The sequence below is a fragment of the Bradyrhizobium sp. cir1 genome, assembly GCF_014198245.1.
Lineage (GTDB): Bacteria > Pseudomonadota > Alphaproteobacteria > Rhizobiales > Xanthobacteraceae > Bradyrhizobium.
The window spans coordinates 107972-133199 of record NZ_JACIHE010000017.1 but is presented as its reverse complement, the minus strand read 5'-3'; the positions used below and the strand labels follow the sequence as shown (position 1 = coordinate 133199).

Here is a 25228-nt window from a genome sequence, read left to right as displayed (position 1 = left end):
CCCATGTTGGGGGCAAAGGCCATGGCGGACGCAGGCAGGGGAAGTCGCGCGGTGCGACGGCTGCTTGGCGCACCACCGGGACACCCCGCCCGTGGACGAATATATTGTCGGGGCAGGTCTCCTGGCTCGCGGGTCATCGCTTCTGTCCGGCCTTCCCGAAGCCGCGCAGGCTTCAGTGACATCGTTGGACAGCGGCTTGCCGCTCACAGTTGCGGGGGCAGCGCCGGCATTGTCACCGGCTTCCCTCTTAGCTCCGGCAAATGGAAACCGGAGAACCTCGACGGCTTGGAATATCGGCAAGAGAAGTCTTCCGTCAACCTCTCAGATTATGTCTCAAGCTGAGCTGCGACATCTGCGACGCGAATGACCATGCATCTCTATCGTTCAGATGATGTAGAGGCGCTCTCAATCGGCCATATCGGAATGACCATCGCAGCTGCCCGCGGGCCGCATGGCAGATCGGTGGCAGGAACAAATGCGGCTTGCGCAGTCGGGACTGCTGCCTCGAGCCGAACGCATCTGTTGCGAGTCCCGGCTTCCGATGACAACGATACCGAACCAAACGGTCCCGTGACGAGGATGCATAAGCCGCGCTGGATAGCGCTGAACGGAAACATCGAGACATCGGCCAGTCGGAAAGTCGACAAAGAGAACACAAAAGCGGTGTGAATTGCAGTCCATTACCTGGCACGAAGGATGCAAGGCTTCGGCATACCCAGTCTTCTCCTGCTGGGCATGTCCAGCACAGCAAATTGAGGCTGTCGCCGGCAGCGAAGTTAGCGGCGCGTGACATAGAGGGGAGCGCCTGCTCGCACGGGACACCATCGGTCTCCCCGTCGCGTCGCCGCTAACTTCTTGCGCTCGCGCATAACTGGTTGAAGGTTGCCCGCCTTAGAATGACGTGTGGATGAAACCAGATAGGCCGACAGTTATGAGAAAACTCTCTGGAAGACGCGCGTTATGGTTTTGTCTTGGTCAATGCCTGATCTGCCTGGCCGGGCTGGCTCCGACGAGCAACAGTGTTCGCGCCAACGAGAGCCCCCTTATCGAAAGATTCAAGTCAACGTGGCGAGCGCAAGACGGCGAGACAATAGAACAAATTATCTCCAACGTCTCGAAGGTGGCACAGTTTGTCCCTCGAATGTGGGGCGTCGCTGAACTTGATCAAGATGACCATGTGTTCGTTTCGTGGACCAGGCACCGGGAGGATACATCAGGCGAACAGAACGTTATCACCTGGAAGATCGCGCACGACGGAACGTTTCAACTTGCGTCGACCTATGCAAAGCCGATGGAATTGGGCTGGCGCGCCCTGGCGCTCTCGTTGATCGCCAGTGAAGTCAAGGATGGCGAAAGGGACGCAAATCTTCGCTTTCTGCATGATCCGAGCAACTTCAACTTTGTGACGACCACGCAAGGCCGGCTCGGCGATCTTCTGCGGCAGGGCCGCTGCACTATCGTTGAACCTGTTGGAGTGGACTACTTGCCGAAGCAGAATGACAAACCGACCGAGAAAGGTGATCTGTGGCGCGTTTTACTTTTAGTGAACTGCGATATCGCAGGACCCCGTTTTTTTACACACAACGGGGTCATCGCTTTCGAGAAGAGCGAAGGGCAAGATTGGAAGCCGCAATCCTCCTTTGCCAAGCGTATCGCGGCCTTTCCTCCTGGCTCGTGGTTCGCTCGCATAGAGCCAAAGGATCGGGAAGAGTAAGGGGACGAAAGCCTCGGTAAAATGGTCGCGCAGAGCAAGATCGCGCCGTAGCTCCTTTTACCGCCGAACGCCTCTGAGCAACTGCAAGACATATCAGCTCTAAAATGTCGGTGTTTGCGCCCTCAACAGTCTCGAGATTTTTCCCGCAGCTTTCAGCCCGTCAGGAAAAAATCGGGCAGCACGATTACCTCCGACTCCTTCTGCGAGTAGTCGAGTTCAGCAGCGCGTGCCAGTTGGCGAGATTTGGCCTCCGGGGCACCCGAGGCAGTGGGAGGACACCAATCCGCGAGGGAACCAGCTCTCCATGCTCAGTCTTCAAGGGACCGGGCCTGGAGATGCCTCGGGCCCAAGCCCGATCCGGCGTGCGCGCCGCGCATCGCGCGACTGACTGGCACCCGCAAGAGCGTGAGCGTGCCGACGCCGAGGCGGCACGCGAGATCGAGTGCTGCGACGAAACGCGTTAAGACCGTAATGGGGCAGCGTTAGCGGGCCGGCACGCCCCCTGGGCACCTGCGAGTGACCCCGGCGAGGAACCCGGCGCCGTGCGCGAGGCATCGAGGACCGAACTGGGTCGGTGCTAGATTTCCTCGCGCGCATTCGTCTGCACGTCATAGATCCGGATTTGAAGCGTGGGAAAACGCTGCTTTAGTTCTGCTCAGCCTGCCCTGGCGCCGTCTCTGGTTGCGAATTCGGCTCTGAGTCGGCCATAGCGCGTAAGAAGAGACCGGCAATTCCCGGGGGGCAGCCATTTCATTCCCATTGTGTAGTGAGGTCATTGAGAATGATTTGTAGCTTGAGTCGGCTAAACCGCACCAGAGCTAGCTGCCCGTGTGCCGCGACGGGGGCAACCATGTTGTGGATTGAGGCTTCGCACAGGATGGCACTCGCGATCGTCCGAACACGGGGGCGGCTTACCCCTCGCCCGGTGCGTATACGACGAAGCCGCGGAGGTTGCCGCTCCAAATTTCCCTGGCGCAAAACGCACGCCTCACGCCGGGCTTGCTGGATAACTCTCCGCATGTGATCGCGGTGAAGCACACTACGAGAGAGCGCCCGCTAGTCGCGCCGCCTGGTCATGACAATCCGGTCCAGCGCAGACGTGCGAAAAGCCCTCAATGCAATTGGCATCAACGATCATCCCGGCTGACTCTCCGAAAGAGGGCTCGGCTTTCTCCCGCATAACGAGTTCGCGGCTGAGCGATGGGGATCTCCTCCTCAGGTCGAGAGGGTGCAGTGCGCGCCGAGAGAGAGAGACCGGCGAGCCTCGAAGGATGCCGCGACACGCACACCGGAAGAAATCGCTTGAACCTCACGCGGCGTCAGGTCGTAGCTTGGAAATGACGGCCACGCCTTCATAGAGCAAACGTCGAAAGATGCCGGCCGAATAACGTACATAGTGTTTAAACAGTCGAATGTGGCGGCGCCGGATCGTGCGTGAACATGGATCAAGAGCGGGAGGTTATTGTGGGGATGAAACACCGCGTAATGATGGTCGCATTGTTCGCTGTCATCACATCTCCGGTCTGCGCGGCGAAGCTCAGCGGCCCTGCGCGCATCCTCGACGGTAATACGATCGAGATCGAGCAATCCAAGCTTCGGCTCTCAGGCATCGAAGCTCCTGAAACTGACCAGATTTGCCTCGACGCCCACGGTCGGAAATGGGCTTGCGGCATAGCTGCTCGCGACGAGCTGATCAAGCATTCAAACGGACGAACGTGGGATTGTCATACCACAGGAGGTGATGAATACGGCAGGTCAGGCGGCAGTTGCTTCATAGAAGGCGAGGACGTGAGCGCCTGGATGGTACGCTCCGGCTGGGCACTATCGTCGGATCCTTCTACCCATACCTACGTTATCTATGAGGTTGTGGCGAGCAAAGCCTATGCGGGGCTGTGGTCGGGGGCGTTCATCGCGCCCTGGGACTGGCGTCGCCGCAACAAGGGGACGATCATCATCGGCGCGAGCTCGGTTCCGATCGACGCTCAGGAACTCCTGCTCGGATCCGCGCTGCTATCGGGCCCGCCCTCGTCCGAGTGTCTGATAAAAGGCACCGTAGACCGCAACGGCGAGCGCATTTATCATGTGCCCGGGCAACTCAGTTACGAACAACTCGACATGACGAAGAAGCCCGGTGAACGCTGGCTCTGCAGCGAAGCGGAAGCCGAAGCCACCGGGTGGCGTAAAGCCGCGCGATGAGGTGAGATGCATGAAGGCAGGCCATTCTCCGACCTATCTGACCAAGATCGCGCCTTCGCGCCGCTCGCTGTTGCTGTTCGCTATTTCGTCGGTCTGCATACGGCTTGGCGACAACATTGTCGATGCGAAGGAAGCAGAAGCGCCGCCCAAGCCAAATAACCTGATCTCGCCGGAGGCTGCCCTGCAGCGGCTGATGGAAGGGAACGATCGCTATGTCCAGGGCGTATCACGACGCGACGATTTCAAGCGCGAACGCCCGGTTTTGGTGGATGGGCAAAATCCATATGCCGCGGTTCTGAGCTGCGCCGATTCTCGCGTGGCGCCTGAACTTGTCTTCGGCAGCGGACTTGGTGATCTGTTTGTCTGCCGCCTCGCCGGCAACTTCGCCAACGATGACACGCTCGCCAGTATGGAATATGCGGTCGCCGTGCTGAACACGCCGCTGATCCTGGTACTTGGCCACGATCATTGCGGTGCGATAGACGCCACGATCAAGTCGCTCCACGACAATAAGCCGCCGCCGGGGCACATTTCATCCCTCGTCGCTGCGCTTGCGCCAGCGGTAGAAGTATCTCGCCAGCAAACCGGTGACACGTCCGCTGAAGCAACCCGACAAAATGTAATCGACAATGTCAACAAACTCAAATCGACGGGGCCGATTCTGAACGCGGCAGTTGAGCAGAACAGACTGAAGGTCGTCGGGGGTCTGTATCGGCTCGACACCGGCAGGGTCGATTTGCTGAGCTGACGCTGGCACCTTCGCGCTGCCGGACAGTCGTTTGCCGCCTGATACAGGGCTTCGGTCGAGTTCCGCGCAATTCGCTCGCGCATCGGCTCCATCAAATGCACCGAATACAACCCGCTCCACAATTTGTCATAGCTTCGGGAAGACCCTTGGTATGCGTGGCCTCTCAATTCTCCTCGTATTCTACGTCCTCATGTGGGCAACGCGAGGCCAGCACCAAGAGACACTCATACCGCAGCGCAACAGTATTCATGTCTGGACGTTGATGCGCTAGACCGACGGAGGTGGTTCAAGCGGCAGATCGGGTGCGAGGCATGCAGGGTCTGAGCTCCTCGGCCTTCGGAGCATGCGACCAAATTCCGGCAGATTCTCACCCGCGATCCGGGAAGCCACCTATGGCCCCTGCTCATGATCAGCAGGCTCAGCCAGGTCCGAAGATCAAGTAGTGCAGAATTACAACCACGACGACTGCCCAGCCGACCGATGTAAAGAAAAGTTCTACTCGCGTCGGCATCGGACGGCCTCTCCTGCTCAGCCATTTGGAAGACCGCCAGTGTAGCAAAAGCAGCCTCGTTGCATCTGTCTCGGGCCTGTACCTTGGATCAGCATCAACAGAAGGTTGTCGGAGGTCGGAGCGGGCCTGAAACTGTAGGAGGCAAGCCGAGCCCGACTGGTTCGCGGTCGAGGTCCACTTCAGTCGTTCTCCTTCTGCCGTGTTCGGTTGATGACGTCTTGTGCCTGGGATCAGACACGGGAGGCGCGAGCATCCTGCTGGCGCGGCACGGGGTCTCGCTCGATTCAGACACGGCCGGCAGACCAAGATTGATGGCACATCGATTGCTGGGGACATGTAAACGAGCCGCAGGCTTGGGCGACCTCGCGGTCGCCAAGTCAGGAATTCACAACGTGCTTCGAGCCGGCCCGGCACCAACTGTGACAAATCGTCCGTTGGAGACGACATGACAAAACGAGCGCTGCCCACAACCGTCGGAGACATAGTGCAGCAGAGGCGGATCGATCTCGCCGCCGCATATCGGCTGCTTTGCCGTTTCAGCCTCAAAGACAGCATCGACAGCGATATCTCGGTCAGCCTTCCCAGCCCTCAAGACCTTTCTTTGAGCCAGCCTTTTGGGGGCAACCGCTGCAATCGCAATCACAGTCCAAATCAACTGCGACAGTTTCGACGATCCCTTCCGACTGGGTTTCAATCCGTCCGGCTTCGCCATGCGCGCGCAATCCAAATCAATGAAGCGCGGCGTCGATCGGCTCAAGGCACCGAGGACAGCTTATGAACGCTCCACCAGAGAAGATCACTGCAGAAACCGAAGGTACGGCTGCGACCTGGGATAATCTGTCGCCGCTGCTGGTCGATATCCGCGCGCGTCGAAACGAGTTCGCCCGCGCGCAAAAGATTCCAGACGACATCATCGAAGGCTTCAAGCGCGTTGGCGTCTATCGGGCTTTAGCCGCCAGGCGGTTCGGCGGCGAGGAGCGAACGCCGGCCGATTTTTGTCGCCTGATCGAGCAAATTTCCGAAGCCGACGGCTCCGCCGGTTGGGTCGCTAGCTTCGGCGATGGGGCTCGCTACCTCGCTGCTCTGCCGGACGACACGCTTCGTGAGGTATACGCGAACGGACCTGACGTGGTATTGGCAGGTGCGCTTTTCCCCCTTCAGCCCGCCAGGCGAAGCACTGACGGGTTTGTCGTGAACGGCGTGTGGCCATTCGCCAGCGGCTCACCGGGCGCGGATCTGATAGGCGTTGGCATCACTGTGGAAGACGATCCGACCGGTGGCCTTGCGCGTGTAGCCGTGATGCCGGCCGAGAAGGTGACAATCCGGCCGAATTGGGACGTCATTGGCCTGCAAGGCACCGGCAGCCACGACGTCGTTGTCAACGATGTCATTGTGCCGGAGGAATGGACCTTGATCCGCGGCGGTCCGCCGACGCTCGACGCGCCGGTCTATCGCTATCCGTCCGTGACTTTCGCTGCGCAGGCGCATGCGATTGTCGGCGTCGGTATTGCGCGCTCCGCGCTGGACGAGGTGATCGCCATGGCCGGAACCCGCGCCTCAATCACTGGAGCGCCCGTGATGGTAGAGCGCGGCTATGTCCAACTGGAGATGGCCAGAGCCGAAGCCATGCTACGTTCCGCCCGTGCCTTCTTCTATGAGGCCACCGAGGAGCTGTGGAAGGAAGCGCTCAAAGGTGCCGTAACCCCGAACACGGCGACGCTGATGCGACTCGCCGCGACGAACGCCGCGCGGCAGAGCGCTGAGGTCTGCAACATTGCGAGCGGTCTCGCTGGAAGTGCGTCGCTCTATACCACCAGCAATCTGGCGCGCGCCATGTGCGACAGCTTCGTGGTTGCCCAGCACGCAGCTTTAAACGAGGGAACGCTCCAGAGCGCCGGCCGTCTCCTGCTCGGAAGTGCAGCACAGCCGGGATTTCCATGAACTGGTTCTTCACGTTCCGTACACCCCGCGGCAACGGATTGCCGGACGCGCGATATGGTGCTGTTCGCAGCTACAGGACCTAGCCGCCTGCCGGCCTTGTTTTAAAGGACAAGAGAGAGAGAGAGAGAGAGAGAGAGAGACCCTTGCAGTCAGGCGCTTCTCAAAAACACCACTTCATATCCGTGGAGCATCCCTCCCCATCGCAAACGCGCTCTCATAGGTCTCTACGCCCCCGCCTCGATCATTGTCATGTCGGGCACGATCCACTTGCATTTCGGCACGACGGCTGGCGGTTCAACTCACGAAGCTTCCAAGCCCGACTTCTTTTTTTAATGTCGCGCTCCATGCGCAGCCGTTCGTTCTCCTGGCGCCGCCGGGCGATCTCCGAAGCCTGGTCCGCCGACATCGGCGTCGGTTGCATGGTGGGGCGCCACTCCGCCGATGCCGGCTCCTGCCGGAGCTTATCCGCCCAGCGTCGCAGCACCGAGTCGCGCAGACCGAGCTCCTTGGCAACCGACGTGACCGAGCGACGGCTCGACACCACCAGCTCGATGGCGTGGCGCTTGTACTCTTCGGTAAACGACCGACGTTGACGTTTCATTTGACACCTCCGGGCTCAACGAGCCTACTACAGGTGTCCACTCATTCGGAGGAGGTTCAACCAGCGCGGAGCATCAAGCAGATTGCGCTGGCGGACGCGCCTATATTTCCCGCGATTGCTCGATTGCTCTCATTGTTTCAGCCTCTCACGAAGCGTTCACGCCACTTCTGCGGGGTTGCGTCCGTATGCGCTTGGAGGCCGGCAGAAAGCGGCACGCGCGAATTGCGCGTGCCGCCTCCATGTGCCTCTGACGGCGTCGGCCCCATCTTCCTCAATGCCGACGAGGAAGTGCAGGCCCCTCTATATAGATTCCTCTCGGCTGGACGCTCAGCACGTTCAGTCAAACTTGTAGGAGGCCTGCAGGAACGTGCCCCATCGTTCCATGCTATACTTCGCATCATTAGCTGAATGAAGGGTACCCAATCCATTGCGGCCGCTGCCGAAGTCCTCGCTCCCTCTTGAAGTCCACATCGCCCAATATCGGGCACCCACGCCGACGCTGAACTTGTCGGTGACAAAATAGGACAAAACGCCTTCTAACTGCACACCACCACCACCGCTCCCGCGCTGATCAATGAAGGTCGTCGTCTCGCGGTAAAGGTGGTTGTCGCGCCCGTGGAAATCCGTCCAAGGGAGGTAAGCAACCTCCGCGCTTAGGTGCCAACGCTCGAGTAGCATAGTCTCAGCGGTGAGGCCGATACGCAGCGCATTCCAATTCGCGTCTTCGCTACCCACGGTTCTTTTATGCACCGTCCTGTTATCGTTCTCGCTGCCTCCGGAGCATGGATAGTAGGGCAATGCTAACTGAATGCAGCCTATGGAGTCAGATTTCTGGCCGTAGTAGGTCCAGCCCACAAACGCGCCGGCCTTGTAGGTGCTGCCGCGCAAAAAGTCGTATCCAGCATCGGCCGTGTAGTATGTGAACCGCCCGTTTGCCTGGCGAGACCCAGTCAGATAATAAGCTGTGGGAACTCCATCTGGGTCAATCGCCCAATCTTCGTCGTTCATGCTCCCATCGCCGAAACGTCCGAATCCGATATTTCCTTTCAGAAAGATCCCCCAGGGGCTGTCGATTCGTTCAAATAACTCACCAGAAATCCCGTCCAGCTTGTGATAGGTGAGCCTCGACACAAGGCTGCTCGGATCGTTATAGGGCTCATAGGGGTGATCCCATTGAAATCTTCCTCGGCTCAGCCAAACCCTTGTACCGCTTTCCACCGACCAATCTTGCGCCAGAGTAATCGGCGGGGCGCTAACGGTCGGCTTTGTCGCGTAGAGCGCTTGACCGGACCATTCCGGCGTCCCCGAGCCGGCATCGAAATGGTAGTTCAGACCAATCTTACCGATGTGATAGCTGCTGGATAGGCTACTGACATTGGCTGGGACCACCGAGGGGAGCGGATGTTGTGTGGTTGGAGGGGTCGCCAGACTTGGTCCGCCAAACCTCAGATAGTCATACTCGAATTTGACCGACCATTCCGGCGTGAGCGCTTGTTCGATGCCTCCGCCGACCATGCCACCGAGACGACTGTCATCGAAAGGTGTGGCATTCTTTGGCGCCTCGTCAGGTTCGTGGTTATTGACGATATCGCCGCGATTGTGCTGCCACGCGACACCTAACTTGAGATAGGCCAGCGTGCGGCCCTGCGGGCCAAAAATATAACCCAGCCGACCGGTGCCGGTCGCAAAGACATCTGGACCTGCTTTGCAGTTTGCGCTCACGATCATGCCGGAGGCGGCAAGACAGGTGTTTGTACCGTTGGAGATTGCGCCACTACCATCTAGTTCGAAGCCAAAAACCCAACGCTCCCTCTGCCAATTGTAGCCGATCTGACCTCCAGCCACGAACACTGGGGTGTCGACCACGTCACCATAGATCGAAGGGCCATAGGGGTCAGTGAACGATGTCCGGCCGTAGCCTCCGCCGAAGTGGCCCCCAACGTATCCGCCGGTCCAACTCCATATTACGGCCGGCGCCTTTACTGTGACTCCGAGATCGGCCGAATGAGCGACGGCGCTTGCAACGAGCGCGGCTGTTCCGGCTACACAACAAGGAATTTTGAATCGCATATCACCTCACGTCGCGCGCCATCTTGCAAAGACGAATGATCCGACTTCGCTGGCGCCGCGTCACGGCGGGGGTGCAGGAGTTATGCCAGCGGCCGCAAGGCGCATTCCCTGCGCTTTTTCGATCGCACTGTCGTATTCGCGACAACGCATCCCTAGTCGCATCGGCCCCGACATTGTAGCGAAGTACTGACGCGCGGAGAATCGCTTGAGGTTTGTCGCTTGGTGGCCGGAAAGCCTCCACATGCCCTTCGGTGCCGTCAAGAAGCAGGAGGTGCTCTTTGCGGAAAGCGGTGGACCTCGAGGGGGCCGTCACCGCCACCCCGCAGCGAGCAAGGATCCTCCACCTGCCAAGGCGAGCGCAAGGTGGAGTGTGATTCTGTCTGCAATATTGGCTCTGACTTACTTTTGATACAGTTTAGGGGATGTCTGGCGTTTTGATTGGGCGAGAATTAGCGTCATGCAGCAGCCACTCCAGCGCTCCACTGGTGCCGCGTGGGTTTGGTGTAGAGAGAGCACACTACGAACGCGATAAGGCTGTTGTTGTGATCCGAGCGTCCGGAAGTCTTGGCCTGTGTCCATCGCGCGGAACGGTTTCCCGACGCGTCCAGAGCTCCTATCGACGGCGCGCGATCGATCTTCCGCTCTCGGGTCGCTCCTGGTGATCGCTTGCCGCTTCCGCTGCGACGCTGTCCTGTGCGGGCGAATCTTCACTGAGCGCATCGCCGAATGCGTACAGGCTTCAGCGGTGCGACGCACGGCGAGGCTGGGCTCTATCGTCCACCACCTCGGCCTGGCGCTTGGCGGTCAGCCAGCAGCAGGCTTCGCAAAGCGGCTGATGCCACCGTGAGCAAAGACACGGTCCTGGGCGTGGCCCCGACACCACAGCCGCCGGTCGGCCGACCCGCTCAGGGTATAGGCATCGATTGCGCCTGGCGACGCAATCACCGATACGCCAGCATCTGCAATCTGGAAAGGCGCCAGATCGTCACGCTGCTGCCGGATCGTGAGCCCGCGACCGTCCAAGCCTGGCTGGCTGCTCATTCGACGATCATTACTCTTGACCGAGGTGGGGGATATAGCGAAGCTGCGGCAAAGGCCCTGCCGCAGGCAATACAGGTCGCGGATCGGTGGCATCTGATGGAGAACGCCAGTCAGGCCTTCGTGATCCCGTACGAGCGCGATCGGGACAACGACCTAAAACTGCTCACGGCCGACTCCGCCAGTAGGAGGCTGTCTCCGCCGCGAAGAACGCAACTATCTTGCATCACACAAAATATGACGTGCAATGTGCCTTGAGCGCTCACGCGTACAGGCCCATTCAAAAATAGAATGCGACACGCACGTCGACCGCTGGCGGTTTCCTCAGCTGCCTGTGAGAGATCGGCGGCTTGAATTTTATGCGGATGAGCTAAAAGGCCTTGAATCGCACGTGGCGTCACGTTGTACCATTGCGAAGTCGCTGACGAGGATGCCCGGCAAATCGGACCGGCCCGCTGTTTGCTGCCATCGGTGAGACGATGATACCAATGCGGTCGATGTGTGTACAGCAAAGGGCGATACGGCCCAATCCCCATCTGCGGGGTCTGGCGGACGGGGTCCGAGTCCTCGCATGCGAACAACAACGTACTTCGTCCAAGCCCAGGGAGTACTGGGTTGCTGCCCTTGGCGGCCGGCACGTCGGCGACGAACAGCCGAGATCGTCTCTGTTGGGCGCCGCTCATTTAATCACAATGGCTTTGACGATACGCAAACAAGGGACAATACGCCCTTCAAGGTTTGTGCGAGCCAGTGTTGAGCCGCATTCCATCAATATCGTCTGATAGATAGGAAACGACGCCCAGATCTCTGCCTTCATTGATCCTTCCGTAATTGGAATTTGCGGTGAACGTTTTGCCGCAAGAACCGTCGGCAGCTCTCCCTCTGTCGACGACTGACTTCGGCCCGGCCATCGAAACGAGGCCGGGCTTTTTTTGGCACTGATGAGCGACAGTTTGGAGTGTTCTGGCCCGCGATATCTGATGATTGCGAACGGTTAGTAAGCGATTGATCGGGAGGATAGTTCGTCACATGCTGAAATCGATCGATCCGATCCTAACGCCCGAGCCGCTCTGTCTACTTGCCTCCATGGCCATGGCGGCGGCCTCGTGGCCGTCGACGCCAACCACCCGGCCAACCGCATCCCCGCCGCGGCTCTGCTCGGAGCGCTTGAATTCAGCTGCCGGGCATGAGTTATCGAGAGGACCGTCCGCGCCATACTAACGCTCTATCCGCTCGACGATCTCGTCGATCCGCGCGCGTGACGATGCCCCTCGACGATCCCGACCGTGTGCCCGGACGCAAGCGCACCGTGCTGGTCGCGATTGAACGCTCGGTCGGCCGTCCCACACACGCGCTCGGTGTGTGTCTTCAGTCCGGCAAGCTCTCCCGTCCGGATTTTCTCTCGCTGCAGCTTCGGCGTCGCGCAGGTGGGTGACAGCCGGGGATATGCATGCTTTCTGATCAAGAAGGGCGTGATCAGCAAAAAGAGAGACTTCTGCGCAAGATTGCGCAGAACTCTGCACCCACATTTGAATGGCCTCCGCGCAACCGACCGACTATTGTCGATCCATGTCTCGCCTTGTGTATCTAGCTGCTACTATCATGCTGTCGCTGCTGCCGGTCGTCGCGAACGCTGCGCCAATTCAAAAGCGGCCCAAGCCGGTCTGGCAAGGTTACGGCTTCCTGCCCGGCTATCGCCAGCCGCTGAGCAACAGCATTCCGCTCTACAAACAGAAGGACGCGATGCGCCGGCTCTCGCGTGCCGACCGGCGCCACTGGTATATTGACCCGGTTCCTCAGTATTACGGTTGGGATGGCGAGTGGCACTATTTCGGCCACCCCGGCTTCCGTGGCGGCCGCTACAATGGCGGCAGTTTCGGGCCGTGCTGGACGCGGACGCCGATCGGGCCGATCTGGAATTGCGGGTGATCGGGCGACGCGGCTAGGAGAAACCTCGCGCCATCGCGCCGGGATTACGTCGAGGCGTTTAATGACGTCCTCGCCGATCTTCGCCATCGCGCCGCAGCCGCACGGGCAGAACCCTCCTCGCAGATTCGATGATCAGCTCCGCCTGCGGCAAATGAGCAGGCAAGTAACCCTGATTGCGATGACGATCTTGATCCGATCCGGCGCGAGATCGGCCGCCGCCTCCTCCTGCGCTTCGTCCCGGACGCCTTGCCGGACAATCGGCTGCTGGAGTTATGCCGGCCGCCACACGGCGACCTAATCTGGAATGAACACATACTTTAGCTCACGCCAAGCGCGTGCTGAAATCCGCCCATCTTGAGGAACTACGAGAACTGATGCAAGTTCTTTCGCATTTGATCGAAGCAGTGCACCGGCTTCCTAGAGGGCCAGCCCATACAAAAGCGGTTCAAGACGATTCAACGCTTCGAGCATCGGCTGGCAATGTTGATTCAACCGTCTGAAACGGCTCGGGCTGCTGACCGCGAAGTCGTCGCTCGTGCCGGCTCGCTAAATAAATGATTGCGAGAAACCCACCACCCCGCCCGACGGCCGACGTCGTGCGCGGGGCCTGCAATGGCAACCGGAAACCGGAGCGCCCGTCCGGCCCACCGATATCCGCTCGAATGATCACCCGTTCTGCAGCTTTGGGCGGCGTAAGCGCGCTGATCAGGTTTTGCAGCGATGTAAGAGGCGGCCTATATGATTAGCCACTAGAAGCGCGTATTTTTGAGCAATACATCACCCTCCACTGCGCGGGGAAAGTGAGCCTCCACTTCGAATGATGGCAATAGGTCAAGAATGGCTTGCAGGGACAGCTGCCCTTCGTAGAGCTCGCGGTCGCTATATTCCGTGTAGACGAAGCGCGTGTTGCTCAAGGTCTGCATGCCTCCAGCGATAACATCGGCTTCAGCTCCCTGGACATCCATCCAGATGAAATCCACCGTATTCAGATTGGCTTCGCTGCACCAGTCGTCCAGCCGCCGCGTTTCAACCGAGACAGGGCTATCGAACCGAACCCAATCATACTCAGTAAGATGATTCTTCGGGCGGCGTATTGAGCCGGAGAGGTCCCATTCCTTCGCATCACCATCTGCATTGCTTGGATGGAAGTCGATCATCCCGTTTCGATCACTGATCGCGATTTCAAGCAGCTTCACCTTAGAAAGGGATGGGCCCAGCTTCTTCTTGAAGCGGGCAATCGCTCTGGGGTCCGGCTCAAAGCAGTAGAGATTAGCTTGCGGGCAGAGGTTGAGAAACTGTTGCGTATCGGTCCCATCATTGCAGCCGATATCCAGGATGACGGGATTGGGCTTTTGAAGAAGTGAAACAATGTGCTGGTGTACTTCGATAGAGGACACAGGTGCTTTTTCCATTTGGCGCGAAGATCGGATGAATTTCGTCTTTGACGCCGCAATCACACGCCAGACGCGCCGGCACAACGTATATCAATGTATATGATTCATATACCCGTCGGTCCCCTTGATCCATGACAGCTATTTGGATTCCATCAACATCAAAAGGGAAGCCTGTCGGAAGGGGGGCGCAGCAACTACCCTGCAACGCAAATTGCCGCTCGGTGTCGGGAGACGCGCCAACTGTGAGCCAGAATCATCGTCTCAGGTTCGCCTTTAGGAGCGGCGGAAAGATCGGCTTAGTGCGAATGTCAGTCGTCACCTATTCTCTCTAAAGCGTGCCAGACAGACTGATCTCTCGTGCGCACCAATAGCCAATCACCTCGATCACAGTTGCGACAGGCGAGATGTGCTCTGCCGACTGACCGCTGCCATCCCAGATTTGCTGGCGCAATGTGTGAACTCCAGTCCTCGGAATCACCTGCTCTTCGGAAGACCGTACGCGGTCAAGCATCGACGCACGCGTTGCCGGGCGTAAGCAAAAAACTGCACGGCGGTCGTCGCGGACCTCTTCGACTTCTGGCAGCAGACATTGCGGCGGATCTCCGGAAATCAACGCTGGCCGAGGCGATCCGCTATGCCGTCTCTCGGCGCGCCATCTTCGAACGCTTCACACCGAAGGCCGCGTCGAGCTCGACTCCACATCGTCGAACGCCCCATCAGCTACAACAATTCAAAAACGCTCTTCGCGGGCAGCGACGGCGGCCACAAACCTTGTCAGCCATCGCAACGCTGCCGCACAACGGAAATGACAATGTCCATCCATTCGCCTATATTCAGATACTTCAGCGTATTGCCAACGGCTTACCCTGGAACGAAATCGACGCGCTTATGCCATGGGACCACGTCGTCTGACGATCTCAGCTCGCCGCTGGCGAAGTTCACCTTGAGATTTCACATGGCTTATGGTTGATTTCGCGCACGCTCTCCCGATGCTTGCCATCGTCGGTCATCAGGCGTGGTCGTTGTTGAGCTGCCGATCTCGCTCCATCACACGACCGTGGTATACACTTTTCGAACGTCGATCAGCAGGGTCAGTTTGAGAGGATAAGCTCTCCGCGATTCCGCCCAATTTTGCGATAAGCCATCATCTGCAACTTTAGGGCCGGTCGGTTTACGTCTGCCACAAGCGCGCATAAGCGCTTTCAGCCAGCAGATCTGTATGTCTGCCCTCCGCAACGGTCCGGCCCCTGTCTAAGACGACGATCTTGTCGGCACCACAGATGGTGCTGAGTCGGTGAGAGATCACCACGATAGTCTTGCCGGCCCGACGCGAATTCTCAAGGAGCCGGTGCACAGTGGCTTCGGCAACCGAGTCGAGCGAGGAGGTCGGCTCGTCCAAGATTAGGATTTCCGGATTCCGATATAGAGCTCGTGCTAACGAAAGGCGCTGCTTCTCGCCACCAGACACCTTTACGCCATTTTCGCCCGGCTAGGTTTGGAAACCACCGGGCGAATGCTCGATTACCTCCCGCAGCCCAGTTTGATCGCAAATTTTCATAATCCTATCGATCTCGGGCTCGAATTCACCAAGTGCGATGTTACAGGATACCCAAGCCCGCTATTGCGCATATGATCGTCGAGGGTGTGCTGCTCCACGCTTCAAATTTCGCGCCAGCCGCTCAGGACAGCGGCAAAGTGTGTGTTGTTCAAAGGCCTGAGTGAAGTAGGCGGAAGACCCGCTAGGACATTACGTCGCAACACGACTAGCCTAGGACGTGGAGAGCCACAGCCTGATTGATGCAAGTTGGACGAATGCGAGGTAGTTTGCGGCGAGTTTGTCATGGCGCATTGCCACGCGCCGGCATGTCTATTTCCTCGCATTGGCAGTGGACCAATTTGTCATGGTTCGATTCGGCCCCCAATTTAGGTAGTTTGACGCAGCACGAGGAGGCATTCTAACTCTCTCCATCGGAAATGGGGGAGTCCTGCAATGACCGGCGGAAGCATCGGCTCGCGAACCCCGCCGGGGAGTGACGCGCCTCCAAAGCCTATGAGCCCGTCGGAGCGGCTCGACTCGATTGACGTGCTGCGGGGCTTGGCCCTGTTCGGCGTGCTCGCCATGAACATCGTGACCATATTTCGGGTCTCCTTCTTCGCGGCGTTCTTGCCGAACGCGGAGCCGGCGGGGCCGCTCGACCGGGCGGTGGCGGCTGTGCTGACGGTCGCCGTCGACTTCAAGGCGCTTGCGCTGTTCTCGCTGCTGTTCGGCGTCGGCCTCGCCATCCAATTCGAGCGGCTTGCCGGCAATGCACGGCGCATGATCTTGCTCGTGCGCAGGCTCGTGGTGTTGCTGGCGATTGGCCTGGTGCATCTCTATTTGATCTGGAACGGCGACATTCTCGTCGAATATGCACTGGCGGGCTTCGTGGTGCTGCCCTTCCTCGGCGCCGCGCGGTGGCTCATGGCGGGTGCAGCCCTGCTGCTCCTGGGGCTCTACGTGACCATGCTGGTGCTACCGCCGATCGTGCCGCTGCCGGGTACAGCCGAGATGGCCGCTCTTGCCGCAGACGCGACGCGTGCCTACGGCACGGGCGGATTTTTCGACGTGCTCGCGTTCCGGATCCGCGAGGTGCCGGTGATTTTTCCGCTGCACGTCTTGGTCTTTCCGCGCACTGTCGCGCTGTTCCTGGTCGGCGCCTTCGCGTGGCGCAGCGGGGTTGTGCGTCGGGCTTCGGCGAACCGGCGCCTGCTGTTCGTGGTCGCAACCTTTGGCATTCTTCTCGGGGGCGGATTGAGTCTCGCGGCAGCAGGACAAGAGCTCTTCGATGGGCCGTCGCTCGGGCGCGCGCATTTTCCGGTGGAACAGCTGGGGGCGGTCGTGTTGGCCCTGGGTTATGCGGCCGCAGTCATCGCCGCTGTGAACCTCTCGGGCGGGCGGAGGATGCTGGGTTGGGCCGCGCCGCTTGGCCGGATGGCGTTCACCAATTATCTGGCGCAATCTGTGATCTGCGGCTGGATCTTCTACGGCTATGGTCTAGGCCAATTTGGCCGCCTCGGCGTAGCCGCGACACTGACGATCGGCATTTTCGTGTATGTCGCGCAGGTGGTGTTCAGCGCGCGGTGGCTGCGCCGCTATCGGTTCGGTCCTGTCGAGTGGCTCTGGCGCTCGTGCATGTATGGTGTACCGCAGCCGATGCGGGCAACGGTCGATGTAGCCATCATGCGCGCGACCATAGCAGTTTGATGCGGGTCCCCAATACCCAAGCTGCGTTCTGCTTCAAGCGGAAGCCGCCCCAACGGGTACGGCTGGCTTTGGGCCCTCAGCGACCTCGGAGATGTTCGCTTTTCCGCCGCTGTTGGGGGTGAGCGGACATCAGGCGGCCAGTCGCTTAATGAGTACATGGCCTAGTCAGTCGCGAACACAATAAATGTGAAGAAGACGGTGAGCACCCGAATTGGGCGACCCGGGCTGCTAGAACTGCGGAAGCGAATTCCCATCAGCACCGCTGTACCATCATGGCTGACGCTCCAAGGCTCGGACGTGCGGAAGCGGAAGCAAGATCCAACGTCGACGAGAGAATGTGACGAACGCGGTTTGGCTGTCGTCCTGTCCAAGCGTGCAGGAGCGCGACTCGCTCGAACGTGTGGTCGGCGACCGCGGCGGATTGCCGTGCCGATGACGCCTGACTCCGTGCGCCTTTGTCACGGCCTGCCTCTGCTGTGTTCATACCGCAGCATCCAGTGGCCTGATCGAGGTCGGTGCAGATAAGTTCTTGAACGCCCCACGCTCGAGATGTCGGCATAATTGCTATTATGCGCGAGGATCTCATATTGTTCGAGCCCGCTCTTCGATGAGCCTTGTGCGCCGCACGTTTTACCGGCGCCGGCTCCTAAATGCTCGCTGTCAGACGACAGCAATCATGTGCAGCTCGGCTACCGCCTTCGAAATACGCGGTGCTTCGAACGGTGTAAGGGCCGTTAATGTTGAGGAACCCCGGGGCTCAACCGGGTGTTTCGGTGAAACGCAATGTCATCTTCACAACAGCTTGGCGCGCCGTGTATCTGATGGCGTTTGCTTCCGGACAAAGACACGCGCAGGCCAGGCAACGATTCAGCAGAACTGAAGCTATCGATCGTTCAGCTCATTTTGGCCTGACTCTTGCTATAATTTGTCTTGTCACAATGACTATCTCCAACTTGGGCTCAGGAGACTTTTATGAATTTTCGTCCGCTTCACGACCGCTTCGTGGTCAAGCGCATCGACGCCGATGAGAAGACATCTTGCGGCGTTATCATTCCCGACGCAGCCACGCAAAAGCTGCAGGCATGGATCGTTCAGCTCATTATTGGCCTGACCCTTGCTATAATTGGGCTTGTCACACCGTGACTATCTCCAACTTGTTTAAAACGCTCAGGAGTCTTGTATGAATTTCCGTCCGCTTCACGACCGCGTCGTGGTCAAGCGCATCGACGCCGATGAGAAGACCGCTGGTGGCATTATCATTCCCGACACAGCCAAGGAAAAGCCCTCGCAGGGCGAAGTCATTGCAATTGGCCCGGGCGGCCGCGATGAGACTGGCAAGCTGATTCCAATCGACATCGAGGTCGGGGACCGCGTGCTGTTCGGCAAATGGTCGGGCACCGAAGTCAAGATCGACAGCGAGGAGCTGTTGATCATGAAGGAGAGCGACATCATGGGCGTTCTCACCGATGTGTTTTCCAACAAGAAAGCCGCCTAACCCAGCGCTCGCACAGCTCCACCCTGACGAGCGCCCGCTTGGGCGCGCTGAAGGATGAGAAGATAAGAACTGAGGGAATTCCTTATGTCAGCCAAAGAAGTCAAATTCGGAGTGGAAGCGCGGGATCGCATGCTGCGCGGCGTCGACATTCTCGCCAATGCCGTGCAGGTCACACTCGGCCCGAAGGGCCGCAACGTCGTGCTCGACAAGTCGTTCGGCGCGCCGCGCATCACCAAGGACGGCGTTGCCGTCGCCAAGGACATCGAGCTCGACGACAAGTTCGAGAACATGGGCGCGCAGATGGTGCGCGAAGTCGCCTCCAAGTCCGCTGACGCGGCCGGCGACGGCACCACTACCGCGACCGTGCTCGCCGCTGCCATCGTGCGCGAAGGCGCCAAGTCGGTCGCCGCCGGCATGAACCCGATGGACCTGAAGCGCGGTATCGACCTCGCGGTCGAGGCCGTCGTTGCGGATCTCCAGAAGAACTCGAAGAAGGTCACCTCGAACGAGGAGATCGCCCAAGTCGGCACCATTTCCGCCAACGGCGATGCCGAGATCGGCAAGTTCCTCTCCGACGCCATGAAGAAGGTTGGCAACGAGGGTGTCATCACCGTCGAGGAAGCCAAGTCGCTCGAGACCGAGCTCGACGTCGTTGAGGGCATGCAGTTCGACCGCGGCTACATCTCGCCCTACTTCGTCACCAACGCCGACAAGATGCGCGTTGAGATGGACGACGCCTACATCCTCATCAACGAGAAGAAGCTCTCCTCGCTGAACGAGCTGCTGCCGCTGCTCGAGGCCGTGGTGCAGAGTGGTAAGCCGCTGGTCATCGTCGCCGAGGACGTCGAAGGCGAAGCCCTCGCGACCCTGGTCGTGAACCGCCTGCGCGGCGGCCTGAAGGTCGCGGCCGTCAAGGCTCCGGGCTTCGGCGATCGCCGCAAGGCCATGCTGCAGGATGTCGCGATCCTGACCGGCGGCCAGGCGATCTCGGAAGATCTCGGCATCAAGCTCGAGAACGTCACGCTCAACATGCTCGGTCGCGCCAAGAAGGTGATGATCGACAAGGAGAACACCACGATCGTCAACGGCGCCGGCAAGAAGGCCGACATCGAGGCGCGCGTGGCCCAGATCAAGGCGCAGATCGAGGAGACCACCTCGGACTACGACCGCGAGAAGCTCCAGGAGCGTCTCGCCAAGCTCGCGGGCGGCGTCGCGGTGATCCGCGTCGGCGGCGCGACCGAGGTCGAGGTGAAGGAGCGCAAGGATCGCGTTGATGACGCGATGCATGCGACCCGCGCCGCGGTCGAGGAAGGCATCGTCCCGGGCGGCGGCGTCGCCCTGCTCCGGGCCTCCGAGCAGCTCAAAGGCCTGCGCACCAAGAACGACGACCAGAAGACTGGCGTCGAGATCGTGCGCAAGGCGCTGTCCTGGCCGGCCCGCCAGATCGCGATCAACGCCGGTGAAGACGGTTCGATCGTCGTCGGCAAAGTCCTGGACAACGAGCAGTACTCTTATGGCTTCGATGCGCAGACAGGCGAGTATAGCAACCTCGTCTCCAAAGGCATCATCGACCCGACCAAGGTCGTGCGCACCGCTATCCAGAATGCCTCCTCCGTGGCGGCGCTGCTGATCACGACGGAAGCGATGGTCGCCGAGCTGCCGAAGAAGGCCGCGGCTGGTCCAGCAATGCCTCCAGGCGCCGGCATGGGCGGTATGGACTTCTGATCCACTCTGTCGAAGTGTCGATGACCATGCCAAACCCTGGCACGAATGCCAGGGTTTTGCTTCGGGGAGCTTGCAACGTAGCCCTAGCAAGCCGCGCCAAAGGCCCAACTCATCGGCCTATCCGTATGAACGGCGGTAGGGCCCAGACCTAATTTGCTTGTGACTTTTCCTTCGACGACAGGACCTCAGCCAAGGTAAAACGGGTCCAGCACTGCGATGGAAGGGGGCTTTCGCTGCCGAGTGTTTGAACCCTTCGTCTGGTATATCCGGTGCCGCCTACCCGCTTTCGACCCTCTTGCCTACTTTCCTGTCCAGACGCGTGGTCAAGCGGCCAAATGCCCTTTCCTGGTTCGCACTTACATCTGATGGCCAGAGGCTTATTTGAAACCCCTCAGTAAACGCGCATCGTCAAAAACCACAAGATATCCTGCGGAAGTGCCATGATTACTGTACGCTTTATTTCGTCCTCGCGGATGGGCTCCGCTTCGCCGACGCGCCGCCAACTCCGCCGCAGCGTTCTGTCATGATATCTGTCTTACAGCGAGTGTGTGTCAGCAGGTTGCGCAATCGATGCTGTTGAAAGTACGGTGGGGCAGATCACGGGAATGACCCTTTCGAAGATGCAGCGGGACAGAACTTTGGAATCCCAGAACTAGAGTTTTACGACTCTGAACACGTTAGCGGGCTGGTTGCGCCACGTGAGTTTGCGGCAAAATCGGCGATCTGTTGCGGATTGCTTTTGTTGTAGTATTTGCGCCAAATCTCCCCCTTTTTCTGTGCGTCTGCAAGGCTGAGGCACCGATCGGTGTTGATATCCCGCCCGGAACGATCGTTGAAGGGCCTGGATGAATGCATTATCGTTTGGCTTGCCGGGCAGCCAAACCCAGCGTGACGCCGCGCTGTAGCCCTCAGTCAAGATTGCGCCAGGCTAACTCGCTGCCCTGCTCGATGCGGATCGTCGACATCCCACTTCTTTTTAGGCCCTTTCCGGTATCTTCACGACGTCGCTGTCGAAGCTCGCATCCGCAAATCCCACAATAGATGCGGATCGGCTTCATGGAGTTCTCTCCATTGTCGGCACAAATTTTATTCGTGCCCTTCGCAGAGCAGCAGCCGGGTCGTAACTGTCATCAGCCGCAGGCTACCCGAGAAGAACATGAGGAAAGCCAATGTTCTGATCGATCGCGACTTCACCATTGGTCACACGGACCCTCGTTTGTTTGGTGCTTTCCTCGAACATCTGGGCCGATGCATCTATGGTGGTATCTACGAGCCCGGCCATCGGAGCGCAGACGAAACAGGTTTTCGGAAGGACGTGCTGGCGCTGGTGAAGGAGCTCGGCCCGACCCTCGTTCGATATCCTGGCGACAATTCCGTCTCCGGTTACAATTGGGAGGACGGCGTTGGGCCACTGGAGAGGAGGCCGGCGCGCCTCGACTTGGCCTGGTTCAGCACCGAGCCGAACAGCTTCGGCACCAATGAAGTCATGTGTCCGACATCACCGTTCGATCTCCCGGGTTCCCGTCGCGAGAGATCAAGGTAGGCGGCTGTGAACGCGATGCGAGCGATCCGCTTGCAGACGCGAGCGCAAGATCATTCGGTTCGTTGGTGCTGCGCGTATGTCCGCGCTATGTCGAACAGCCACGGAGGACATGATTTTAATGCCATATTTCACTTTCGCCTTGCGATGCTGCCGATTGGTGCATGACGGATCTCTCTCCGGTCGGCTCTCTTTGGGACGAAACACCAATCGACAACGCTGAGTGAGTCTTGAGGTGCATGGGAGGTCACTGAAACGAGCGTTCGCCTCCGACAGGTCATATCGACAAGACTTATCTTGATGAGAGCCCGCGCAGCGGCCGCAATAAATCCAAGTCCCGGAGAACGTGCGTATACAGCGCTTACATCCACACTATACCAATGTGTAACCGAGATAGCCACGGGGATGAATTGGCGCGGAGCGCGACCGGGTTCATTGTGGGCCTTATGACTATGTATACTCAGGTTTACGCCCAATTCCGGGAGGCGCAGGAACGCACGGCCGAAGGCCGTGCAGCTGCACTATACTCCAGTTTGATCGCTGACCTCAGTCAGCTGAATTTCGCAGACGCGGATGACCGCCGAGCATTCCCTCCGACCCTACACAGCATATTGGCAAGGCATGGACTGTTCGGGCTCACCACACCAGGAGAGCACGGCGGATTAGCTCTTCCATTGCAGGAGGCCATCAACCTCATCTCCGCCACTGCATCCTTCGATGTCTCCGCTGCCTCTACCCTCGTCATCCATAACTTCCTGGCCTTGCCCTGCATCCAAGCGGCACCGCACATCCCCGAACAAAAGCATATCATTTGGGGTGCAACACGCGGCGATCTCTGCGCATTCGCTTTGACGGAGCCCGGAGCTGGCTCGGCCCCGAGGCACATAGAGGCTTCGGCTCTCATGCGCGAAGATAAAGTTCGTATCTCCGGCCGCAAGATCTGGATCGGCCTCGCTGACTGGGCTCGCTGGATCGTGTGCTTTGCGCGCGCGTCTGGACCCGATGCGAAAGGTCGGCTCGTTGGTGTACTCGTTGACAGGCAAGCCCCGGGCCTAAAGGTCACGCACGAGCATCGCACACTCGGTCTACGTGGCATCATTCAGAATACCCTGGAGTTCCACGATGTCGAGGTGCCGCGTTCTTACATGCTCTCTCGCGATCAAGACGGCTGGGGCGCGGCGGCATCTAGTATGAACCGCGGCCGTGTCGGTGTGGCTGCTATGGGTCTTGGAGCCCTTGAGCGCGCTATCCAGGTCGCAGCCTCTTATGCAAGCCATCGCCGGCTCGGTAAACTGCGTATGATCGAGAACAGCTACATCGAGCAGTTATTTGGACAGATGGTGCTGCGGCGGGAAGTCGTGAAGACGATGCTGGCCGCATCCTGCCGACTTGTTTCGGCGCAGGGCGCGCCAAACGTCCACCTTGCGTCGGCAACGAAGGTTTTGTCCTCGGAGTGGTGCGGCCTTGTCGCTGATCAATGCGTCCAGCTGCTAGGTGGCCGTGGTTACGATGAGGGAGCGCCTTTAGCCAAAATCTATCGAGACGCTCGCATCCTTCGCATCTTCGAAGGTCCGACTGAGGCGCTCCTATCACATCTCGGCCGCTGCCTCCTCTCTAAAGCCACGCGTGACGAAATAGCTGATCTCTTTCGGTCAGTTGGAGCGGCATCAGTCCATGCTGCTGCAATTGAGGAGCTCTCTGGGCTCAATGAGACAGACGGTGCCGTGCTGATCTATGCGGGTTGGCTCACCACATTGGGACTAGCAAAAGCTGTCATGTCTGCTGGTTGCTTCTCTGCCTCAGATTGCGCCGCAGCGGCGGCTGACCTGGTCAGTTCCGAACTTGCAACTCTCCGTACTCGCGCGCCGGCCCGGCAATCTGTCGAAGTCCGTAATCGGGCTAGTCGGACTCTGACCACCTTCCTTGAAGACGCGGCTTGTTCTATTCGCTCACCTGTCCTCACGGACGATTACCTTAGATTGGTGCAGTATGTCTGACATCTGGAGGATGCCGGACATCTTCCACCTGGTGGTCCCGCGAGCGACGATGCAACTGCGGAAAGGCGAAGCATCCCTGATGCACTGCCACGTCTAATTCCGGCCGGCTGCTATGAGGGCCTAACCTAATCTCGCTCCGGTCAGACACCTCGATGCGTTGTTCGAGGTCGAGCGCACCATCAACGGGCGGGACGCCGACGAGCGACCCGCCGTGCGCCATGAAAGGAGCAGGCCGCTTCTTGAGCACATGCACGCCTGGTTGTTGCGGGGCGCGAAACCCTCTTGGCGCTGGGACGACTTCGCCCGCTTCCTCGACGATGGCAGGATCTGCTTAACCAACAATTGCGCTGAGCGCGCATTAAGAGGCATCGCCTTTGGAGCGCAACCGGACCTTCGCCGGTAGCCAGCGTGCGTGGGGCCGACCGTGCCGCCATCATGCTGACGATGTTCAGGACCGGTCGCCTCAAGGACGTCGAGCCCAAGGCCTGTCTCGCCGAGGTCCTGGCCCGGATCGCCAACCTTCCCGCGACGCGCCTGCACGAACTGCTGCCCTGGGAATGGAAGCTCCTGCGCCAGGCCGATAAGCCTGCCGGTCAGCAGGCCGCCTGACCTTCACACAACCGATCATAGAGCTCGTTGTGCCCGCCGGACAATGCGAAGACACCGGCATCACTGTCCGCCGATGAAGTGGCGATCAAATCCATCTGGGCCGCGCGGGCGCATATGTTCGTGCTCGGGAAAAGACGGATCACCCAATATCGAGGTATTCGACATCGTCCGACACACCGCCGACATCTTCCTGAGGATGCGACCGACGGCATCGAGTAACAATGAAAGGCCGTTCGTTGGCTATTGTCCGATCACTTTCGAGCTTGATCGGACGGGCCCAGCTGTCGTCGAAGTCGCAGAGATAATGGATCGTCTTTCGTGCGATGTCGCAGAGCCGCGCCTTCAAATATCGATGGACTTCTGCTGACACCTTCTCACGGCACATGGCATATGTGAGTTTCACGATCTCTTTGAACAGATCGGCTTATGTCTATGCTTGACCATACCCGTAAATCGGATGTCCGCTAGACAGATGG

General features: G+C 59.1%; 18 protein-coding genes, 6 pseudogenes and 1 riboswitch. Of the genes and pseudogenes, 15 read left to right on the top strand and 9 right to left on the bottom strand.

The features are described from left to right. Positions 1 to 93 precede the first annotated feature (93 nt). Positions 94 to 295: riboswitch (cobalamin riboswitch) on the bottom strand. A gap of 636 nt (positions 296 to 931) precedes the next feature. From GGD63_RS28470 to GGD63_RS28460, 3 genes are all read left to right on the top strand, one after another. Next, positions 932 to 1714 carry a nodulate formation efficiency C protein gene (locus GGD63_RS28470; protein WP_246785679.1) on the top strand — a complete coding sequence of 261 codons (783 nt, stop codon included), beginning with the start codon at positions 932 to 934 and terminating at the stop codon, positions 1712 to 1714. A gap of 1440 nt (positions 1715 to 3154) precedes the next feature. After that, positions 3155 to 3910 carry a thermonuclease family protein gene (locus GGD63_RS28465; protein WP_246785695.1) on the top strand — a complete coding sequence of 252 codons (756 nt, stop codon included), beginning with the start codon at positions 3155 to 3157 and terminating at the stop codon, positions 3908 to 3910. Between the two features lie 10 nt (positions 3911 to 3920). Then, positions 3921 to 4658 carry a carbonic anhydrase gene (locus GGD63_RS28460; RefSeq protein WP_183246788.1) on the top strand — a complete coding sequence of 246 codons (738 nt, stop codon included), beginning with the start codon at positions 3921 to 3923 and terminating at the stop codon, positions 4656 to 4658. 896 nt (positions 4659 to 5554) lie between these two features. Here the strand turns inward: GGD63_RS28460 and GGD63_RS28455 are convergent. Then, on the bottom strand, positions 5555 to 5881 hold the full coding sequence (locus tag GGD63_RS28455; RefSeq protein WP_183246786.1) for a hypothetical protein: 327 nt from the start codon (positions 5879 to 5881) through the stop codon (positions 5555 to 5557). Positions 5882 to 5943: 62 nt separating this feature from the next. On the opposite strand from GGD63_RS28455, the gene GGD63_RS28450 reads away from it, so the two are divergent. After that, positions 5944 to 7110 (top strand): acyl-CoA dehydrogenase family protein, encoded by a 1167-nt coding sequence (locus tag GGD63_RS28450; protein WP_183246785.1) that lies wholly within the window; start codon positions 5944 to 5946, stop codon positions 7108 to 7110. A gap of 247 nt (positions 7111 to 7357) precedes the next feature. Here the strand turns inward: GGD63_RS28450 and GGD63_RS28445 are convergent, their stop codons facing one another. The 3 genes from GGD63_RS28445 to GGD63_RS40285 all read right to left on the bottom strand — a co-directional run bounded on the left by GGD63_RS28445 (position 7358) and on the right by GGD63_RS40285 (position 10822). Further along, a complete protein-coding gene (locus GGD63_RS28445) occupies positions 7358 to 7711 on the bottom strand; it encodes a transposase (RefSeq protein WP_183246783.1) in 354 nt (117 codons plus the stop codon). Positions 7712 to 8047: 336 nt separating this feature from the next. Then, complete coding sequence (locus tag GGD63_RS28440; RefSeq protein WP_409334101.1) at positions 8048 to 9769, bottom strand: outer membrane beta-barrel protein; 1722 nt, start codon at positions 9767 to 9769, stop codon at positions 8048 to 8050. An 816-nt stretch (positions 9770 to 10585) separates the two neighbouring features. Further along, positions 10586 to 10822, bottom strand: a complete 237-nt coding sequence (locus tag GGD63_RS40285) for a hypothetical protein (RefSeq protein ID WP_246785699.1) — start codon at positions 10820 to 10822, stop codon at positions 10586 to 10588. Between GGD63_RS40285 and GGD63_RS28435 the strand changes: the two genes are divergently transcribed. From GGD63_RS28435 to GGD63_RS28425, 3 genes are all read left to right on the top strand, one after another. Next, positions 10739 to 11077 (top strand): transposase, encoded by a 339-nt coding sequence (locus GGD63_RS28435; RefSeq protein ID WP_312013437.1) that lies wholly within the window; start codon positions 10739 to 10741, stop codon positions 11075 to 11077. The two genes, GGD63_RS40285 and GGD63_RS28435, sit on opposite strands and share 84 nt — an antisense overlap. A 1000-nt stretch (positions 11078 to 12077) precedes the next feature. Continuing rightward, positions 12078 to 12254: a hypothetical protein gene (locus GGD63_RS40280; RefSeq protein ID WP_246785678.1), complete on the top strand. Its 177-nt coding sequence runs from the start codon at positions 12078 to 12080 to the stop codon at positions 12252 to 12254. A 134-nt stretch (positions 12255 to 12388) separates the two neighbouring features. Further along, positions 12389 to 12748 (top strand): hypothetical protein, encoded by a 360-nt coding sequence (locus GGD63_RS28425; RefSeq protein ID WP_183246777.1) that lies wholly within the window; start codon positions 12389 to 12391, stop codon positions 12746 to 12748. 749 nt (positions 12749 to 13497) lie between these two features. Here GGD63_RS28425 and GGD63_RS28420 read toward each other — a convergent pair. Further along, positions 13498 to 14145: an FkbM family methyltransferase gene (locus GGD63_RS28420; RefSeq protein ID WP_183246873.1), complete on the bottom strand. Its 648-nt coding sequence runs from the start codon at positions 14143 to 14145 to the stop codon at positions 13498 to 13500. A 503-nt stretch (positions 14146 to 14648) separates the two neighbouring features. Between GGD63_RS28420 and GGD63_RS28415 the strand changes: the two are divergent. After that, positions 14649 to 15054: pseudogene (locus GGD63_RS28415) on the top strand (transposase); the annotation flags it as partial. A gap of 259 nt (positions 15055 to 15313) precedes the next feature. On the opposite strand, the pseudogene GGD63_RS28410 reads toward GGD63_RS28415, so the two are convergent. Both GGD63_RS28410 and GGD63_RS28405 read right to left on the bottom strand, forming a co-directional pair. Next, positions 15314 to 15742, bottom strand: a pseudogene (locus GGD63_RS28410) (ATP-binding cassette domain-containing protein); the annotation flags it as partial. Positions 15743 to 15910: 168 nt separating this feature from the next. Continuing rightward, positions 15911 to 16006, bottom strand: a pseudogene (locus tag GGD63_RS28405) (IS5/IS1182 family transposase); the annotation flags it as partial. A gap of 126 nt (positions 16007 to 16132) precedes the next feature. Between GGD63_RS28405 and GGD63_RS28400 the strand changes: the two are divergent. The 4 genes and pseudogenes from GGD63_RS28400 (at position 16133) to groL (ending at position 20606) form a co-directional block, all read left to right on the top strand. Further along, entirely contained in the window at positions 16133 to 17386 is a 1254-nt protein-coding gene (locus GGD63_RS28400; RefSeq protein WP_183246773.1) for a DUF418 domain-containing protein, read from the top strand. 972 nt (positions 17387 to 18358) lie between these two features. After that, positions 18359 to 18466 (top strand): annotated as a pseudogene (locus tag GGD63_RS40275) (co-chaperone GroES); the annotation flags it as partial. 100 nt (positions 18467 to 18566) lie between these two features. Next, positions 18567 to 18881, top strand: coding sequence for a co-chaperone GroES (locus GGD63_RS28390; protein WP_183246768.1), 315 nt, complete (start codon positions 18567 to 18569; stop codon positions 18879 to 18881). Positions 18882 to 18965: 84 nt separating this feature from the next. After that, a complete protein-coding gene (groL, locus tag GGD63_RS28385; protein ID WP_183246764.1) occupies positions 18966 to 20606 on the top strand; it encodes a chaperonin GroEL in 1641 nt (546 codons plus the stop codon). A gap of 908 nt (positions 20607 to 21514) precedes the next feature. Here groL and GGD63_RS28380 read toward each other — a convergent pair. Continuing rightward, positions 21515 to 21664, bottom strand: coding sequence for a hypothetical protein (locus GGD63_RS28380; protein WP_183246762.1), 150 nt, complete (start codon positions 21662 to 21664; stop codon positions 21515 to 21517). Between the two features lie 98 nt (positions 21665 to 21762). Here GGD63_RS28380 and GGD63_RS28375 point away from each other — a divergent pair. The 3 genes and pseudogenes from GGD63_RS28375 to GGD63_RS28365 all read left to right on the top strand — a co-directional run. Next, positions 21763 to 22089: pseudogene (locus GGD63_RS28375) on the top strand (alpha-N-arabinofuranosidase); the annotation flags it as partial. A 503-nt stretch (positions 22090 to 22592) separates the two neighbouring features. After that, the gene (locus GGD63_RS28370) at positions 22593 to 24143 is read left to right on the top strand and encodes an acyl-CoA dehydrogenase family protein (protein ID WP_183246760.1); all 1551 of its coding nucleotides are present in this window, start codon (positions 22593 to 22595) and stop codon (positions 24141 to 24143) included. A gap of 130 nt (positions 24144 to 24273) precedes the next feature. Beyond that, positions 24274 to 24752, top strand: a pseudogene (locus GGD63_RS28365) (transposase); the annotation flags it as partial. A gap of 139 nt (positions 24753 to 24891) precedes the next feature. Here GGD63_RS28365 and GGD63_RS41015 read toward each other — a convergent pair. Continuing rightward, a complete protein-coding gene (locus GGD63_RS41015) occupies positions 24892 to 25137 on the bottom strand; it encodes an IS1096 element passenger TnpR family protein (protein ID WP_409334100.1) in 246 nt (81 codons plus the stop codon). Positions 25138 to 25228: the final 91 nt, after the last annotated feature.

Excerpts from the sequence above, each read along its gene's own strand:
- GGD63_RS28470 (WP_246785679.1), top strand. The coding sequence starts at position 932 with ATGAGAAAACTCTCTGGAAGACGCGCGTTATGGTTTTGTCTTGGTCAA.
- GGD63_RS28465 (WP_246785695.1), top strand. The coding sequence starts at position 3,155 with ATGGATCAAGAGCGGGAGGTTATTGTGGGGATGAAACACCGCGTAATG.
- GGD63_RS28460 (WP_183246788.1), top strand. The coding sequence starts at position 3,921 with ATGAAGGCAGGCCATTCTCCGACCTATCTGACCAAGATCGCGCCTTCG.
- GGD63_RS28455 (WP_183246786.1), bottom strand. The coding sequence starts at position 5,881 with ATGGCGAAGCCGGACGGATTGAAACCCAGTCGGAAGGGATCGTCGAAA.
- GGD63_RS28450 (WP_183246785.1), top strand. The coding sequence starts at position 5,944 with ATGAACGCTCCACCAGAGAAGATCACTGCAGAAACCGAAGGTACGGCT.
- GGD63_RS28445 (WP_183246783.1), bottom strand. The coding sequence starts at position 7,711 with ATGAAACGTCAACGTCGGTCGTTTACCGAAGAGTACAAGCGCCACGCC.
- GGD63_RS40285 (WP_246785699.1), bottom strand. The coding sequence starts at position 10,822 with ATGAGCAGCCAGCCAGGCTTGGACGGTCGCGGGCTCACGATCCGGCAG.
- GGD63_RS28425 (WP_183246777.1), top strand. The coding sequence starts at position 12,389 with ATGTCTCGCCTTGTGTATCTAGCTGCTACTATCATGCTGTCGCTGCTG.
- GGD63_RS28400 (WP_183246773.1), top strand. The coding sequence starts at position 16,133 with ATGACCGGCGGAAGCATCGGCTCGCGAACCCCGCCGGGGAGTGACGCG.
- GGD63_RS28390 (WP_183246768.1), top strand. The coding sequence starts at position 18,567 with ATGAATTTCCGTCCGCTTCACGACCGCGTCGTGGTCAAGCGCATCGAC.
- groL (WP_183246764.1), top strand. The coding sequence starts at position 18,966 with ATGTCAGCCAAAGAAGTCAAATTCGGAGTGGAAGCGCGGGATCGCATG.
- GGD63_RS28380 (WP_183246762.1), bottom strand. The coding sequence starts at position 21,664 with ATGAAGCCGATCCGCATCTATTGTGGGATTTGCGGATGCGAGCTTCGA.
- GGD63_RS28370 (WP_183246760.1), top strand. The coding sequence starts at position 22,593 with ATGACTATGTATACTCAGGTTTACGCCCAATTCCGGGAGGCGCAGGAA.
- GGD63_RS41015 (WP_409334100.1), bottom strand. The coding sequence starts at position 25,137 with ATGTGCCGTGAGAAGGTGTCAGCAGAAGTCCATCGATATTTGAAGGCG.